Annotated in this window: 14 protein-coding genes and 1 tRNA gene; 3 read left to right on the forward strand and 12 right to left on the reverse strand. The window is 60.4% G+C overall.

All coding sequences use genetic code 11. From position 1 onward, the window contains the following. Nucleotides 1–325 precede the first annotated feature (325 nt). Together crcB and LU699_RS09470 are read right to left on the reverse strand one after the other, a co-directional pair. Nucleotides 326–721 carry a fluoride efflux transporter CrcB gene (gene crcB / locus LU699_RS09465; RefSeq protein WP_232136738.1) on the reverse strand — a complete coding sequence of 132 codons (396 nt, stop codon included), beginning with the start codon at nt 719–721 and terminating at the stop codon, nt 326–328. A gap of 135 nt (nt 722–856) precedes the next feature. Further along, nucleotides 857–933 (reverse strand) — tRNA-Arg (locus tag LU699_RS09470). Nucleotides 934–1,120: 187 nt separating this feature from the next. Here LU699_RS09470 and LU699_RS09475 point away from each other — a divergent pair. The 3 genes from LU699_RS09475 (at nt 1,121) to LU699_RS09485 (ending at nt 3,380) form a co-directional block, all read left to right on the forward strand. Next, the gene (locus LU699_RS09475; RefSeq protein ID WP_232136739.1) at nt 1,121–1,747 is read left to right on the forward strand and encodes a phosphatase PAP2 family protein; all 627 of its coding nucleotides are present in this window, start codon (nt 1,121–1,123) and stop codon (nt 1,745–1,747) included. Nucleotides 1,748–1,821: 74 nt separating this feature from the next. Then, nucleotides 1,822–3,093: a type II toxin-antitoxin system HipA family toxin gene (locus LU699_RS09480; RefSeq protein WP_232148230.1), complete on the forward strand. Its 1,272-nt coding sequence runs from the start codon at nt 1,822–1,824 to the stop codon at nt 3,091–3,093. Beyond that, nucleotides 3,093–3,380: a helix-turn-helix domain-containing protein gene (locus tag LU699_RS09485; protein ID WP_232136741.1), complete on the forward strand. Its 288-nt coding sequence runs from the start codon at nt 3,093–3,095 to the stop codon at nt 3,378–3,380. The genes LU699_RS09480 and LU699_RS09485 overlap by 1 nt, the downstream gene beginning before the upstream one ends. 798 nt (nt 3,381–4,178) lie before the next feature. Here the strand turns inward: LU699_RS09485 and LU699_RS09490 are convergent. From LU699_RS09490 to LU699_RS09535, 10 genes are all read right to left on the reverse strand, one after another. After that, on the reverse strand, nt 4,179–4,916 hold the full coding sequence (locus LU699_RS09490) for an XAC0095 family protein (protein WP_232580141.1): 738 nt from the start codon (nt 4,914–4,916) through the stop codon (nt 4,179–4,181). A gap of 587 nt (nt 4,917–5,503) precedes the next feature. Continuing rightward, nucleotides 5,504–6,619, reverse strand: coding sequence for an MraY family glycosyltransferase (locus LU699_RS09495; protein ID WP_232136745.1), 1,116 nt, complete (start codon nt 6,617–6,619; stop codon nt 5,504–5,506). Between the two features lie 49 nt (nt 6,620–6,668). Then, the gene (locus LU699_RS09500; RefSeq protein ID WP_232136747.1) at nt 6,669–7,166 is read right to left on the reverse strand and encodes a VanZ family protein; all 498 of its coding nucleotides are present in this window, start codon (nt 7,164–7,166) and stop codon (nt 6,669–6,671) included. Between the two features lie 52 nt (nt 7,167–7,218). Then, a complete protein-coding gene (locus LU699_RS09505) occupies nt 7,219–8,352 on the reverse strand; it encodes a glycosyltransferase family 4 protein (RefSeq protein WP_232136748.1) in 1,134 nt (377 codons plus the stop codon). Nucleotides 8,353–8,368: 16 nt separating this feature from the next. Beyond that, nucleotides 8,369–9,409 (reverse strand): EpsG family protein, encoded by a 1,041-nt coding sequence (locus LU699_RS09510; RefSeq protein WP_232136750.1) that lies wholly within the window; start codon nt 9,407–9,409, stop codon nt 8,369–8,371. Next, nucleotides 9,406–10,485 carry a glycosyltransferase family 4 protein gene (locus tag LU699_RS09515; RefSeq protein ID WP_232136752.1) on the reverse strand — a complete coding sequence of 360 codons (1,080 nt, stop codon included), beginning with the start codon at nt 10,483–10,485 and terminating at the stop codon, nt 9,406–9,408. The genes LU699_RS09510 and LU699_RS09515 overlap by 4 nt, the downstream gene beginning before the upstream one ends. Continuing rightward, the gene (locus tag LU699_RS09520; protein WP_232580142.1) at nt 10,482–11,690 is read right to left on the reverse strand and encodes a glycosyltransferase; all 1,209 of its coding nucleotides are present in this window, start codon (nt 11,688–11,690) and stop codon (nt 10,482–10,484) included. Before LU699_RS09520 ends, LU699_RS09515 begins: the two co-directional genes overlap by 4 nt. A gap of 2 nt (nt 11,691–11,692) precedes the next feature. Next, nucleotides 11,693–12,790: a glycosyltransferase gene (locus LU699_RS09525; RefSeq protein WP_327058890.1), complete on the reverse strand. Its 1,098-nt coding sequence runs from the start codon at nt 12,788–12,790 to the stop codon at nt 11,693–11,695. Nucleotides 12,791–12,797: 7 nt separating this feature from the next. Beyond that, on the reverse strand, nt 12,798–13,985 hold the full coding sequence (locus LU699_RS09530) for a polysaccharide pyruvyl transferase family protein (RefSeq protein ID WP_232136758.1): 1,188 nt from the start codon (nt 13,983–13,985) through the stop codon (nt 12,798–12,800). Between the two features lies 1 nt (nt 13,986). Next, on the reverse strand, nt 13,987–15,321 hold the full coding sequence (locus tag LU699_RS09535) for an oligosaccharide flippase family protein (RefSeq protein ID WP_269781260.1): 1,335 nt from the start codon (nt 15,319–15,321) through the stop codon (nt 13,987–13,989). Nucleotide 15,322 lies beyond the last annotated feature (1 nt).

Genomic DNA, 15,322 nt, shown 5'->3' on the forward strand with positions numbered 1-15,322 from the left:
AACAGGCCACGCCCGAAGGGCGATGGGCCACTGGTAATTGCCAACTGACGCATTCGTCGCCCCGGCGAAAGCCGGGGCCCAGCGACTTGGCTCGCAATGCGCTCCGCACGAGAATTAAAAGGCAATGCGGCTGTTATGCCCGTCGCCCCAGCGCACGCTGGGGTCCATTTTGACGTTGCTCGAAGCGTCAGCCGCCGCAGCCGCCTGAGGCACACATCAAAAACCGCCAACAACGCAGAACCCGGCGCCGCTAAGCCAACGTCGCTACCGTCGCCCCGGCGCAAATAGGGCCTAGCGACTCCGCTTCGAGCAACAAGCGCGCGAACTAACTCCCCCGCGCCACCACCCACCACCCCAACCCCGCCAGCAACACCCCGAGCACCACGCTCGCGATCACGTACACCGCCGCCATCGCCACATCCCCACGGCGCAGCAACGCCAGCGTTTCCAACCCGAACGCCGAGAACGTCGTGAATCCGCCCATGACGCCGACGATCAACATCGCCCGCACGTCCGGCGTGAACCAGCCATGCCGCGCGATCCCGCCCGCCAGCAGCCCAGCGACCAGGCACCCCAGCAGGTTCACAACGAACGTCCCCACCGGAAACCGCGGCGGCGCCTCCGCGGTCGCGCCCACGAACTGCAGCATCCACACCGACAACTGATACCGGCACACCGACCCGAACGCACCACCCAGCGCGATCAACGCCAACCGGTTCATCGGCCGCGCTCCCCGCGGCATGCGCGCACGCAAAGGCCGGCGACATGCCGCGCCGCAGAAGCAAAAGAGACCGAAAGCATCTGCCGCATCGCGTCCTCGACTGCGGGAAACCCACCGCACGGAACATCGCAGAAATGGTGCGCCTGGAGGGATTCGAACCCCCGACCAATGGCTTCGGAAGCCACTACTCTATCCGGCTGAGCTACAGGCGCGTCGTCCACGCCGAGCCGGAACAACAGGCAGGGCGGTCGCGCATTGTATCGAAACCGTGCACCCGCAGACAGCCCGCTCATTTACGCCAGAACACATCCGTAAGATGGGTAGAGCAAAGCGAAACCCGTCGCACCCGCACACCAGAATCGTCATCACCCGACCCAACGCCCCGAGCCGCATCCCCACGTGAACTGGTCCCGCATCACCCACCTTGGCGACGCCGCCCTCGTGCTTCCGCTACTCGTCGCGGCCATCGTGGGATTGGCCATACAACGCCCAACCCAACGCCGCGCCGCGTTCCAGTGGGCGTTGATCATCACGACCAGCCTTGCGCTCGTCGCCGCCAGCAAGATCGCCTCCTGCGGCTGGGGCACCGGCATCCGCCGTTGGAACCGCACCTGCTTCAGCGGCCATACGGTATCCGCATGGCTCGCGTGGCCGGCGCTGCTGATGCTCATGGCGCCAACGCGTCTACACGCGTTGAGCATGACGTTGCTCATTGCGGGAACGGCCACTGCACTCCTCGGCTGGTCCCGTGTTCCGCTTGGCGCGCACCCGCTCAGTGAGGTCATCGCGCGCACGGTGCTGGGTGGCGTTGCAGCGTGTCTGTGCATGCGGGTGTTGTGTCCGCATGCGTTGGATCGGCGCGGCATCAGCCTGCTGACGGCCGTACTGCTTGTGTTTGGTGTCGCGCAGCGGCATCGACCGTCCTCCCACGAAGCCCTGGTTCGAAGCGGCCGATGCCATGCTTTCCGGCACGGATCGCGCGGTGCAGCGGCGTCACTGGTCAACAGGCCAATAATGAATTTTTGATGCATCTCAATAGATAATAGATCCGTTAGACCGATCTATTTGATATTTAAATAGATCTATGTAGACTTCGTCGCATGGCCCGCCATCTCGAAATCCATCTCGACGGACGCTGGGTGCGAGCAGCCACGCTCGAGCCGTTCGGCGATGGCGTACGGGTCGACTATCTCGACGACTACGTCTTCAGGGATACGCCTGTACCGGTGTCGATGACCCGCCCGGTCGCATTCAGCCCACCGGGACAAGCCGCAAAAGGCACGCCCGCCTTCTTGTTCGATCTCGTACCGCAAGGGCATGGCCGTCAGCTGCTGCTGCAACTGCTCGACCTGCGTGACAGCGACCACCTGCTGCTGCCGCTGATCGAGGCCGGCGCGTTCAGCCCGGTGGGGCAATTGCGCGTCGATACCGCCGTCGCGTTCTACGACGACTATGTGCGCCGCAATCCGCCGCCGCCCGGCGGCTTTACGCTACAGGCGCTGGCAAACCGCGACTTGCACGCCGTTGAGCACTTGGCCACGCATGCGATGTTGACCGCGGGCAGTCCGGGCGTGCAGGGCATCGCCCCGAAGTATCTGCTTGCAGAGGACGCGACGGGCCAGCTGTACGCCGAACTGGCGTTGTCCGACCTGCAGGTCCGCGCGCACTGGCTGGCGAAAGGTCCGCGGAGCCGGAGTGCCGTCGATCAGACCGTTCTACGCAATGAAGCGGCCTATCTCCAGGTCGCCGCCGCATGTGGCCTGCGTGTGTACAGGGCCGAGACCATCCGGCTGGAGGGCGGCTTGCTGCTGATGCCCCGTTTCGACAGGCGCGTCGCACCGGTCGGTGTACAGCGCCTCGCCCAGGAAAGCCTCGCCAGTCTTGCGGGCCTCACCGGCTTTGGGCAGCCGGTCCGTTTGAATACCCTGCTGCGCGCCCTCCGCCGGCACGTGAGCGACCCGCGGACCGAGACCATCGAGTTCCTACAGCGCGACGTCCTCAACCAGGCAATGCGCAATACCGACAACCACGCGCGCAACCATGCCGTGCAGCGGCTGCCCGGCGGCTGCGTTCAATTGACGCCGCTATACGACTTCGCGCCCATGTTCATGGATCCCGAGCTGATTCCGCGCGTGGCCCAGTGGGCAGATGCCGCCGACGTGCGCCTCGACGACTGGGCGCACATTCTGGCGGCGCTGGACCTGCGCGACGACGAGCGGGCACCGGTGACGCGCGCGATGCACGACTTCGCCGCCCGCGTTGCCGCGTTGCCGCTGACGATGCGCGACGCTGGCGTAGACGCTGCGATCATCGAGCAATGCCGCGCCTCGATCGACCGCCAAGCCGATCAGCTTGCACGGCTCATACCCTGATGCCCCGCAACCCGTCCAGACCAGGTCCGGAACAGGCGCGCATCCAGCGCGAAGCCCTCTACGCGGGCCTGGCCGACGGCAGCATCGGCATTGCCGACGGCGTGCGCCGCATGCGTCACATCAGCGGTCTCACCCAGCCGGAATTCGCGCGTCACCGGGGCATCAGTGTGCAGGCCTTGCGACAGATCGAATCGGGGGCCGGCAACCCCACCGCGGCTACACTCGACGCGATCGGCGCCGTGTTCGGGCTGCGCACAGGATTCGTGCCGCGCAACGACCTCACGTAGGCATACCCCCGAGCGGCCGTGTGCCCAGTTGCCCCCGCGCGCCACCGCAGGATAGGTAGCGCACCGCGAAACCCCTCACTGCCATTCCAAGCGCGACGAACACCCTCAGAAGTTCGGATCGCAATGTCAGTGCCAGGGGTTTCGATGATCTCCCGCAGCGAGGGATAGCGCGGCGTCCACCCCAGCTCACGACGGGCCAGTTCGCTCGCCGCCGCCCGCACCGCAGGATCACCCGCGCGCCGCGGCACCATGTCCCACGGCACCTCGCGGCTGACCGTTTCCGCTGCCGCAATCGCTTCACGCACTGAAAATCCCTGGCCGTTGCCCAGATTGAAGGCGTGTGCGCCCGGATGCGATGTCCATGTACGCCAGCGCCTGCCAGTGCGCCTGCGCCATATCTTCTACGTGGACGTAATCGCGCGCAGGTGCCATTCGGCGTCGGCCAGTCGTCACCGAACACCGAGAGTCGGTCGCTCCCAAATGCTGCGCGCAGCACATTCGGAATCACATGCGTCTCGCGCGTATGCGCCTCACCGATGTCCTCATCCGCGCTCGCCCCGGCCGCGTTGAAATAACGCAGGCAGGCCGGGCTGAAACGCCCGCCCACCAAGCGCTGGTTTCAGAAGATCGGCACGTTGCGCAATGGCCCAGAGATTCTTAGGACGCAGCCGAACAGCCGAAGCCCTTGATGGCGCGCCATAAACTTCGGATGACCACACCATCGCCAGACATTGTCCTGACCGAGCAAAACGTTGCCGCGGGAGCAGACGTTTCGCGTCTGCTCCCGCGACGGCCTTGTCAGTGCAGGCTTGCCGTCTGGCGCGCCCCTACGTTCAATCGCAGCAGTTCCCTCGCCAATCCCGTGCCATACACAACGCGGGCTTCACGCACGACGTTCGAGGGCGCCACGGGAGGGTCCAGGCGCTGCGCCTCCACCTGCAGCATCAGCGTGTACAGGGCCTCCGCGCTATCGAAAATCGCATGTCCAACCATCGCCAGCGTTCCGCTTGCGAAATCAGCATCTGGGCTGGCCGACGTGACGTCGCCATGCGCGCGGATCATCTCGATCAGCCGATTGATCGCGTCCACCTGCGCTAGCGTCATGCCGAACCTGAAGTCTCCGCCTGCATGCGCCTGCGGCCCACGCTCGCCTTCGTCGTCGTCGTCGTCGTCGTCATCGTCATCGTCATCGTCATCGTCATCGTCAGCGTCGTCGTCAGCGTCGTCGTCTTCCGTATCCTGCACGTCGACGGTGGCCGTGCCTGCAACAGGCTTCGGCTTTCGCGCCTCGCGCTGTGCCGGAAATGTCACCTCGTCCAGCACCAGTTCCACCTGTTCGGCCAGCAGCTCCAGGCAGATCGCCACCTCGCCCGCACGGATATCGGGCATGAACTCGTTGTCCTCATTGGCCGTGCGCGGCTGCGCAATGTGCGACAGAAACTCCACGTACTCGCGCAGTTTCTTCAGCCGGAACTGGCTGTCCTCGGGCAGGAAGTAGCCCACCGTGCTCTGATCATTCAAACCGAACGTCGTCATTGCCGTCTCCTCATTCCATGAAGTGCCCGGCCACCACAACGGTGGACGGGAAGTCGGGAGGTTAGAAACCGCTGCAAGCCGGCGGGCGTATTTCCCCGAAGGGTGTTGTATTAGCCGCCCTCCCGACGCAGGCATCACGTCGGTCCATGCCCGCAGGTGCACGGGCACAAAAAACCCACCAGATTGACGGAGGTGGGGACCGCTTGCAGAGGAGTTTCTACGCTCCTTGGGACCGAGTCTGCAAAGTTCGGGCGGCGAGGTCAAGCAGCCAGGTTGCGCGTCTGTGCGTAGGGAAACTCTTGGGGACGCGGAGTACTACAACGCTTGAACAAACGCGCTCCAGCTAAGAGGTGGTCCCGGCGCCGCACCGAATGCGAGGCTTCCAGGCCGCACCACTCGTACAGGGTGTCCTCGGTCTCGGCCGTCCAGCGTTCTCTGGCCATGGCACTGCGAGCCAATCGGCACCCGATGCGAAGCTTTCGAAGCGAAGCGTGCTCGTAGGCTGACCATCCGCCTCCATCCGTTGATGCAAGCCGGATAAGAATTAACCAACGTTCTGCTGGAACGGAATGCCGGTCCAGGCCCGGCTAGGCGCCAGGTGGCGACGCAGGCGCCACCTTTCGGCCGCTCAGGCGTGCGAGCCGACGCATCACGTGCAGCACGCGTTCCCGGCGGGCGGTGAGGAGGTACCACGCAAGGCACATCAACACGTACGCGAGCAGAAGGACCGGATGCGGCACGTCGGCGCGCATCGCACTGCCCGCAGCCAGGCCGCACAACAGGCTGAAGACCACCAGCACGAACACCACCTGCGTGTGGCCGAAGCCCGCTTCCAGCATCAGATGGTGAATGTGGTTGCGGTCGGCATGGAAAGGGGATTTGCGTGCGGACACACGGCGCAGCATCACCACCAGCGTGTCCATCACCGGCACGGGCACAAGCCATAGCGCGAGCACCGGATTCACCGGATGCCCCGGGTTCTGGGTCAACCGGAATGCGAACCACGCGATCACCAGACCGAGGAACGCACTACCGGCATTGCCCATGAACAGCGACGCGCGCTTGCGCCAGGGCAGCCGCAGGTTGAACGCCAGAAACGCGGCAATCGCGCCCATCAGAATCATCATCCGGTCGGCGATCAGCGCGTTGCCCGCATACAGCGCCGCAGCGGCAAGCATCAGAAGCGCAGCCCAGACCAGGCTACCCGCAAGCCCGTCGACGCCATCCACCATATTGATGGCATTGATCAAGCCCACCGTCGCGAAGACGGTGAAAGGGACCGAGAGCATGCCCAGCGACATCGACGACAGCCCCACCGCGGGGCCCAGCTGTTCAACCCGCACATCGCCCACATAGACCATGACGAGCGCGGCGCTGACCTGCGCCAGTACGCGCCAGGTCCACCGCACGTCGAACAAATCGTCCAGAACCCCGATGACCAGCAGGATCACCGCGGCGCCCAGAAAGCCAACGAAGCCGTCACCAATCTCAGGGACGAAAACAAGGCCGGCCACCACCACGCCAATGACCATCGCCAGTCCACCCGTGACCGGCGTGGCCACCTCATGATCCTTTCGTCCCTGCGGGTGATCCAGCAGGTTCAGACGTCTTGCCAGAGGCGTGCACAGCCACAACGTGAGCCACGTCAAAGCCAGTGCGAACAGCGCGCTTGCCCAGTCCAGATGCGTCAAAATTTCGATCATTACGGTAGATCCCTTCTAAGACGGATTCTAACCGCTGGTCACACGTTATTTATGGCAGTCGATCTCGGATCTGCTGATCTCGACCAAGCCCGACCTTCACCTGCGCGATCAACACTGCCAGGCCAAATCCTGTAGTCGCGCCCAGCAGGTTGACCCCGATGTCAGTCAGACGTGGCGTACGGCCTGGTGCAAGTCCTTGGATCAACTCAGCGACCACCGCGAGTGCAGTTAAAAACGATGCCATCCGCAGGCGGCGACAACGCTGGCACGCAAGGGGAACGAGCAACGCAATCCAGGCAAAGGCAAAAAAGTGGATCAGCGCGGGGAGCTCCCAAGGCGTCGAACGGGCAATATTCTCCAGCACCGTCACACGACTTCGGCCGGCAAGCGCAACGAGCGCGGGTGTCGGTAGTACCAGAGCTGTAGCGACAACTACGATAGACACCGCAAGCGAAATCCGAGCGAAGGCGGCCGGCGCACAGAAAAGCGCCACGCCAGCGGCGATTCCTGAGACAGCGATGGCCGCGTGCCAACTCGTCATCTGCATTCAAGCCTTTTTGCGCACTGTCGAAGCTTCAGGCCGCCCAATCGAACCGGCGTCAGTGGAGCAGCTCGTCGTAGACGGAGATTGTGCGGTCAATGACAAGTCGTTCGTCGAACTCAGCCAGCGCTTTCTGGCGGGCGGCCTCGCCCATGCGCTTTGTCAACGCACGGTCCACATCCAGAGTCTCGATGGCATCCGCGAGCGCTTCAGCATTGCGAGGCGGAATCATCAGCCCCGTAACGCCGTCATCGATTGCCTGGCGGCATCCCGGCATATCCGTTGTGATCAACGCAAGCCCACTCGCACTTGCCTCGATCAGGGAGCGGGGTAAACCCTCACCGTAATAGCTCGGCAGGGCCATGACGTTGCAGCTCCGAAGCAAGTGAGACACGTCATCCACATGCCCCAGCCATTTCACCAATCCGGCGTTGACCCAGCCCTGTACGGTCTGTTCGTCGACCGAGTCGGGGTTGCCATCGTCCGGCGTCCCAGCAAGCACAAATTCGATCGCGCGACCGCGAGCGCTCAACAATCGAGATGCTTCCACGAACTCGAACAGGCCTTTATGGCGCAACAGTCGCGCAACCAGAACCACCCGTATCCGCTGGTCAGCATCTGGTCGATCCGGGCTTTGCGGGTTGAAGCGTGCGCAATCCACCCCCGAGCTCGGAATCAGCCGAACGGCGGACGCGCTGACCAAGCGTGCGTCTACAAGCTGAGCCACATCATCCGGGTTCTGCAGAATCAGCCGCGCAGTCCGACCACCCAAGGCAGCGTGCATCAAGCCCCTTACGAGGGGGCGGAGCAAACGGGCTTTCAGATCCGCGCTGGTAAACACATAGCCCATGCCCGCCACCGCGTTGACGCGCGCCGGCACCCCTGCAAGGCGTGCGGCGAGAGAACCGTAGATCGCGCACTTGATCGTGAACCCATGCACCAGGTCGGGGCGCTCCTTGCGGAAAAGGGAGTGCAGCCAAACGAGCAACCTGGCCTCGCGAAAAGGATTGAGGCTACGGCGATCCATCGGGACAGGCAGCCAGCGCAGCCCAAGCGCCTGCAGCTGCTGCCCATAAGGGCCTGGCGGCGAGATCAGCAGCACGTCATAACCGCGGTCCTTCAACGCAAGCGCCAAGGCGCGACGAAAGTTATATAGATACCAATCGGTGTTGGCGAACAGAACGATCTTCATGCAGGTAGACGGATGCCTAGACAAAGGGGGCGAATCGGTAAGGCAGCCAGTCGCCAGCGTGTCCGGCGAAATTCAGCCACACGAACTGGACGGCGGCGTAGTAGGCAATGATCGCCAGAACAAACGGGGTGCGTGTTGCAGTGGTGCGGGCGAGGCCCGGTAACCGGGAGAACACATACATTTGCAACGGAATCATGTAAAGCGCGATCCGATCCACCGCAGTGGATGCGAACGCCAGCATGGGGATGCATGCCAAAGCGAACAGCGACATCCATATCCAGAGCTTGCGCTCTTCCTCATCGACAACAAGCCGCTTGCGGAACAACAGGAAAAGCACGGCTGGAACTGCGTTCATCATGACCCGTACCGCGCCGCCCTCGGACTGTTTCTGATCACCGACATAGGTCTGCCATAGAAAATCGGCGCTGCTTTCGATCAGGAGGAAATAGGTACCGATCATTGCAACCACCATGAGTGCTGCGGTCAGCAAGCGGTTTCGGCTGGCGGACAGACCGGCAATTGGGAGCAGAAGCACCGCAGACTTGTGAAACGTCGCACCTGCTAGCGCAAAGAACACGAAGCGTTTCAAGCGACCATCTCCAAGTGCGGAGAGTGCAAGCAACGCAAGACCAAGCGCCGCACCTTGGCGGGTATATCCCATACCAACCACGATCAGCATGTAAGGCACCGCAACCAGCAGCGCCAGCCAAGGCAATGGCTGACGTCTGGAGAACACCACGGTGCCCCACATGAGGCAAATGGCTGACACGAAGTTCACCCAGGTCTTGTCGCCGCCCAGCTTGCTCACGATCCAGCTGACGCCGTAGTACGCAGGATCCTTGAAGGAGAGCGCCTCCCTGAAGGACATCGCCGCGACCATGTCGAAGTGGTTGAGATAGGTAAACCAGTCCGAGCCAACTTCGAATCGGAAGCCGATGATCAGTGCGAAGAAGGCGCCCACGATCACCCAAGCGACCTTCGCCTGCGACGCAGGCAAGCGTCGAGGCGTGAGCAAAGCCAAGGCAGGCAGTAGAAACATGCACCAGTACATGATCATGTGCGGTCACCTTCTCCAACGCTCCGGAGCAGGTCCGCAAGCCGCGGTGCCTGCGCCTGGAGGCTGTAGGTTTCTTCAACCTGTAGACGGCCAACCTGACCAAGGCGCCGCCGCAAAGCGGAGTTCTCGGTCAAGCGGGACAGGGCGCTATCCCACTGGTCGTGCGAATCCGCCAGATAGCCGTTGATGTCCTCAACAACAATTGTCGAGTTGGCGCCTACAGGAGAGGCGACCACCGGCAAGCCGCAGGCCATGTACTGGATCAGCTTGTACCCACATTTGCCGCGCTCAAACAGCTCATCGGGAAGGGGCATCACTCCAATGTCAAAACTGGAGATCATCGCGACTTCCGTATTCTCCTGCCACTCCCATGCCTCGAACGGTGTGCCGAAAAGCTGATCCGACCGGGCGCCAATGGCAACGCAACGCACCGGATAACGTTCCCGGAGACGTTCCAGAACCGGAGCCACAAGGCGTAGGTAAGGGGCTGTCGATGGTGTCCCTATCCAGCCGATGATGATCTCGCCTGCACCCTCTCGTTGCGGAGGAAGCGGGTAGCGGTCCAAATCGATCACAGTGGGCAGCCACTCCACACGCCGGGCGCCGGCAGAAAGCGCACGATCTGCCAAGTAACTGTTGCCGACCAACACCAAATCTGCGCGGCGCATGACCGCATCTATCTTCCGCCCGAAGATCCTTCGAACAAGCCGCGAACGGTGCTGGTCGTATCTGTGGAACACCGCATCGTCATAGTCGACCACAAGCCGCGTTTCTGCAGGAAGTAACGAAAGCTCGATAGAATCCGGCAGCCAAGGAAGCAGCTCTTTCTCGGTCCAGACCACGTCGTATGAGCCAGCGCGCATGATCTGCCGAAGTCTCGAGGCATAGCCGCGCGCCACGCCTAACCTTGAAATGCGCCCGCGATAGAGGCCAGTGATATACGCATCATCCAACAGCGGCCGGACATCGAGTTCGATGCTGTTGTCCTGCAACGCCGGAATGAACTGAAGCGTGCGTAGCCGACTGCTGGCGCCCAGCCGGTCGTACTTCGGCAGCGCGAGAACTCGTGTGCTCATGCCGCTCGGGACCCGTCATGACCTGACAGCGAGCGATAAACGGCGCGGTACCGCGACACGCCTTCATCAAGGGAGAAATTCTTCCCTGCGGCTGCCACGCAACGATCGCGCACGTCGGGATCATCTACAAGCGCGAGGATGCGCTCGACGCCGTGCCGGATAGCAGCGACGTCGAAGACGCCAATAGCAACCCCGACACGTTCGCCTTCAAGGACGTCAGCCATGTCGCCAACGCCTGAGTTGCCAAGGCAAGGAATTCCACATCCCAGAAACTCGCCAAGTTTAGTGGGCGCGGACGCCTGCTTTGAGAACGCGGGCTTGATAAAAAACACACCGGCATGCATGCGCGCCATCTGCGCAGGTACGCTGGCGTGGTCGGCGGGACGCAGCTCAACGCGATCCATTGGCACTTGTCCGGCAGCAAGCCGCTCACGGATGTAGTCGTGCTCGTTGCGGTTGATGATCAGGAACCGTGCATCTGGTTTCAACTTCAGCAGTTCGACAAAGCTGGTCACCACGTTGTCGAAGAGATACCAGGTGCCGGCTGAGCCTACATAGCCGAGCACAAAATTACCCTGGGGGGGCGACGTGGGTACAAACTTGGCCAAGTCGGCGCACGTGGGAATCACCGTGACCGGTGGCATTGCACCCTTCAGGTAGTTGAAGCGCTCCATCTCACGTACCGCGGCGTGGGTCAGTGAGACCACATGGTCAGCGCGCAGCAGGAACCTGCGCTCGAACCACTTCGCCAGTCGATACATGCGGCCGTTGCGAGGCCACAATCCGCCGTCTACACGTTCATCGGCCCAGAATCCACGCATGTCAAAGACGTACTTGATCTTGGTAACCCGCTTAATCACCAAAGCCATTGCAGATGAAACGTAGCTACGCGCATGCACAACGCTTAAGCCATGTCGACGCACTAGTTTCAGGCCAAGCATCGAGCCCTGGATGATGTCCCACGCGGTAGCCAAGGCAGAAAACCGCTTGTGGTAGCTGAGACGATGCCAATGAATGCCTGCCGCCTGCATGCGATGACCGACAGCTTTCAGCTCGTCCGCACGATCCAGATCCTCGGCCCTTTCAAAGCTTACCAAGTGGATGGTAAAGCTTGATGCAAGTCGCTCTTGATAAGCGAGCACCTGGGACTGACCTAGTGGCTCCAGCATGCCGCTGTATGAAATATATAAGATCCCCGGTGTCATTATCACGTCATCGATCGCTTGCTGGTAAGCATCAAACTAAGGTATTCCCGGGAAATCTTATCCAAAGAAAAATCACGCGCTCTGGATTTTAGGAGCTCGCGATCAGGCTTCTCTTGGAGGGCTGCAACTAGTGAATCTGAGAGCGCGGCTGCGTTTCCAACCGGCACGAGGCGCCCATATTTGCCATCGCAAAGAATCTCATGCGGCCCCGAAGGACAGTCTGTGCTTACTACGGGAAGACCTTGCTCCAACGCCTCGACAATTACATTGCCGAATCCCTCATAATCAGACGCAAGTGCAAACAGGCTTGCAGCTCGGTACCAAGGCCCAGGGTCAGTCACGAACCCGGGGAGCAGTACGCGATCTTGAAGCCCCAAACTTGTTGCCAACTGCTCTAAAGCGGCGCGTTCGTTCCCCTCACCAAGTATGCAGAGCGTTACGCGGAAATGGCTGGGAATTTCAGAAAATGCGCGGATCAGCAAATCGAAACGTTTAACACGTTTTAAAGTTCCAACAGAAATTATCACCGGACCCGGGGCGCCAGCCAATAGATCTGGAGTCTGCTCGCCGACTCCAAGGCTTACCCCCAAGGCGGCCGGGTTGTAAATGACCCTGAAATTGCTCCGGGGCAGGCCGGACAATGAGGCAAGATCATCAGCTACGCCTCTGGAAACGCCAATTCGCTGGTTAGCTAGTGGATATGCAAGTCGCATGCTAAGCCGCAACGCAATGTTGTGCATTCTTCCACGATCCTTGAAAGCGATGGACAGTGGAGAGTGTTCGCTTACAACCACCTGCCCTTTAAAACCAGCAATGCGTGCGGCGACGGGCACAATCACTGTCAGCGGCCACATGGCGGCGAGTATTACATCAGCTCTACTATTACGTAGATATCTGGCCAAGGGGAGAAGAGCAGAGCGCATGCGTGCTGCTCCCAAGTCGGTCACTTTGACGTCCGGCGGAAGATCAGAGATCAGTTCGCCCTCGTTGCGGCATAGAACAAACTCAACCGAGACGCCTTCGCGCCCCCATGCTTTGGCGAGGTTCACGTGTAGCTTCTCCGCGCCACCGGGACGCAAGTCAGGCAGCACCACTACCACCGTCGCACTACGCAAGGGCGACTCCTTTGTTTACTGCGGAGAGTTGGTTGACGCAATCGCGGCCATCTTTATAGGAAATGCGCGATAGCTCCGAGGGTGCCACTCCAGCCTGACCAGGCGAAACTAGCGCGCGTGCGATAACCTCAGGATCTCCCTCGCCAATCTCAAATATTCTTCCCGGTAGCGAAATCCTGCTGTAGAACTCATTGACTTTAGTGTCCCAAGTTGCCGATGCAGGCAGGCCTCCGAGCGCATAGTAAGCAATCGATGCGTGCAGTCGCTGCGCAAGAATTCTCTTCATTGATCGAAGGTCTTCCAAGAGTTCGTCTGGGCGTGTCGGCTTTCGCAACAGTTCGATATCGAAACCCTTCTCGGCGAGTCGGCTCTGAAGTGAGGCGGCATATTCCATATCTAGCGAGACGCCAGTCGAAAATAAAACTGGGCGCTCACGATTAATAACGAGGCGGGTTATGATATCAATCCACCACTCATCGATTCGATGCGTCGAAACTCCAAGTCTGGCGAGTATAGTTGGCGACATCGGAGCTATGCCAACCAGTGCCGCGCCGGGATCTATCGCTTGCTGGTTGGAAATTCCAGCAATAGCACAGTCTGGCGTCGCCTCGGCGGACAACGCTATGCTGGGAACTGCCTGGCGCGCAGCACTCATTGAAGCGCTATCGCGGAAGTAGTTTGTGCTCCCGAGATTTCTCAACACGCAGATTAAAATTCTTCGAGACACGAAAGTGCGTCCGGGCGTTAGCCCAGTACCAAATACCACGACTGGTATTCCTCGCGCTTGAGCCACTTCCGTGAGGTGGTAAATTCGGTAGAGCATTCGCAGGGTGCCATCAGATAGCAACTGACCGCCACCGACGATAAGCATATCTGCATCGGCGATCGTATTCTCCGAATGCATTCGATATGCTTTCCACCTAATAATCTGCTCACAAGTCTCGACCATGTGTCGATAGAGGGTGCTGCTTTGGTATAGAGTCCGGTGCAACGACTTAAAATTACCGGCACGTGATATTCTTGCGCCAGAGCGATTATGCAAGTCGACGGTCTTTCTTGTCGGCTCTAAGGGTAGAATCCTAACGTTGCCATGGCTGGAGAAAATTGCAGCGTGCCCTTCGCCGATAAGCTGGTCACCCACATTGTCGCTGTCGAACTCTCCGACGATTACAAGTTCCACGCTACTTGTCCTTTAGCCTTATATAGCCAGATAAACCAGGATCTAAGCCGATTATTCTTCGGCAGTCTCTTACCATTCGAGCGCGCCACAACAGACTTGCGATGACGGTCGCGCAAGCGGCGCCGCTCGGTCCGCCATACCAAATGAGCGGTGGTAGAAGGGCAAGAAGTAGAACCAATGATTGAAGAGATGCTCGCCGTACGCAGATCTCATGCCCCGTCATATTAAGTAAGGTTCCCGCTGTTCCTGCGCTGGCTGTCAGTAGCGCGCCAGCGCAAAGAATCTGTAGCGGAATGGCAGCTTCAACGAAATCGCCGCCGAAAATTAGGTTGATCGCGACCGGGGCAGCAAAAAAGAATGGTGCAGATAGTAGGGCCGTACACCCGACCATCCCAGCTGTGGTCCAAGAGAGCAGCCTTTGCAATCGAATGCGATCTTCGCTCGTATGAAGTGAGGAAATTAGAGGTGCCGCCACGCTTACGAAGATTGCGGTCGGAGTGGTAACGACAAGAGCGATAGCAGTGGCAACCTTGTAAATTCCGATCGACTCAGCTGCAGCCAGCAATCCGAGCACGAGAACCGCAAGATGTCCCTGAAGGATGCGCATGGCTTCGGTCATGGCCATGGGAATGCAACTCGAGCGCCATTCTTTGGCCCGAATTACCCGCTGGGCGGACTTCGCTTCCGATGGAAGGGCTCGCCGGAGCATAATGTTGCTTGCAAGGTATGCGAAAGCAGCGCCGACTACGCCGGTCAGCATGGCCAAGGCGGGTGTCAAAGTGAGCGCTAGGCTCGCTGCGAAGAAGAGGATCAGTGACTGTGTTCCAGGTCGCAGTACTGTGTCGGGAATCTGCCCTTTGACAATGTGTTTAAGTCCTCGAAGCGCTGCTCCACGAGTCTTGGTGAGCGCTACACAGGGGATCATCAGTAAGCCCACTAACAGCGCTTCCGAGAGTGGCTGATCGATGTATCTACCACCGGCAACCAACACGATTATAACTAGAACTGCAACTAGAACCGAGCTAATCAGCGAAGCGTCGCGAGACCAGTTGATTATCCCCCGGATATCTCCCCAGCGGCTCCTTGCCGCACTCGCGGCAGTTTCGCGAACGACGAGCTGAGGCAGGCCAAATTCTGTTGGCACCATCAGAATCGCGACGATGGACATCGCGAGCCCGTAAATCCCGTAGCCTTGGGGTCCCATGCCTCTGGCAAGTTGGATGCCCACGAGCAGGGCGAATCCCATTCCGACAACGCGTAAGCCCGCGCTGCCAGTGAGTCCGCGTAAAATGACGGCGCGGAGCCCGCTGCCTCTAAAGTAGTGGTTTAAGGTCACC

The sequence above is a fragment of the Luteimonas fraxinea genome, assembly GCF_021233355.1.
In the GTDB taxonomy this organism is placed as follows: domain Bacteria; phylum Pseudomonadota; class Gammaproteobacteria; order Xanthomonadales; family Xanthomonadaceae; genus Luteimonas; species Luteimonas fraxinea.

What these genes read in the sequence shown, in the direction of transcription:
- crcB (WP_232136738.1), bottom strand. Translation starts at nt 721, where the DNA reads ATGAACCGGTTGGCGTTGATCGCGCTGGGTGGTGCGTTCGGGTCGGTG.
- LU699_RS09480 (WP_232148230.1), top strand. Translation starts at nt 1,822, where the DNA reads ATGGCCCGCCATCTCGAAATCCATCTCGACGGACGCTGGGTGCGAGCA.
- LU699_RS09485 (WP_232136741.1), top strand. Translation starts at nt 3,093, where the DNA reads ATGCCCCGCAACCCGTCCAGACCAGGTCCGGAACAGGCGCGCATCCAG.
- LU699_RS09490 (WP_232580141.1), bottom strand. Translation starts at nt 4,916, where the DNA reads ATGACGACGTTCGGTTTGAATGATCAGAGCACGGTGGGCTACTTCCTG.
- LU699_RS09495 (WP_232136745.1), bottom strand. Translation starts at nt 6,619, where the DNA reads ATGATCGAAATTTTGACGCATCTGGACTGGGCAAGCGCGCTGTTCGCA.
- LU699_RS09500 (WP_232136747.1), bottom strand. Translation starts at nt 7,166, where the DNA reads ATGCAGATGACGAGTTGGCACGCGGCCATCGCTGTCTCAGGAATCGCC.
- LU699_RS09505 (WP_232136748.1), bottom strand. Translation starts at nt 8,352, where the DNA reads ATGAAGATCGTTCTGTTCGCCAACACCGATTGGTATCTATATAACTTT.
- LU699_RS09510 (WP_232136750.1), bottom strand. Translation starts at nt 9,409, where the DNA reads ATGATCATGTACTGGTGCATGTTTCTACTGCCTGCCTTGGCTTTGCTC.
- LU699_RS09515 (WP_232136752.1), bottom strand. Translation starts at nt 10,485, where the DNA reads ATGAGCACACGAGTTCTCGCGCTGCCGAAGTACGACCGGCTGGGCGCC.
- LU699_RS09520 (WP_232580142.1), bottom strand. Translation starts at nt 11,690, where the DNA reads ATGACACCGGGGATCTTATATATTTCATACAGCGGCATGCTGGAGCCA.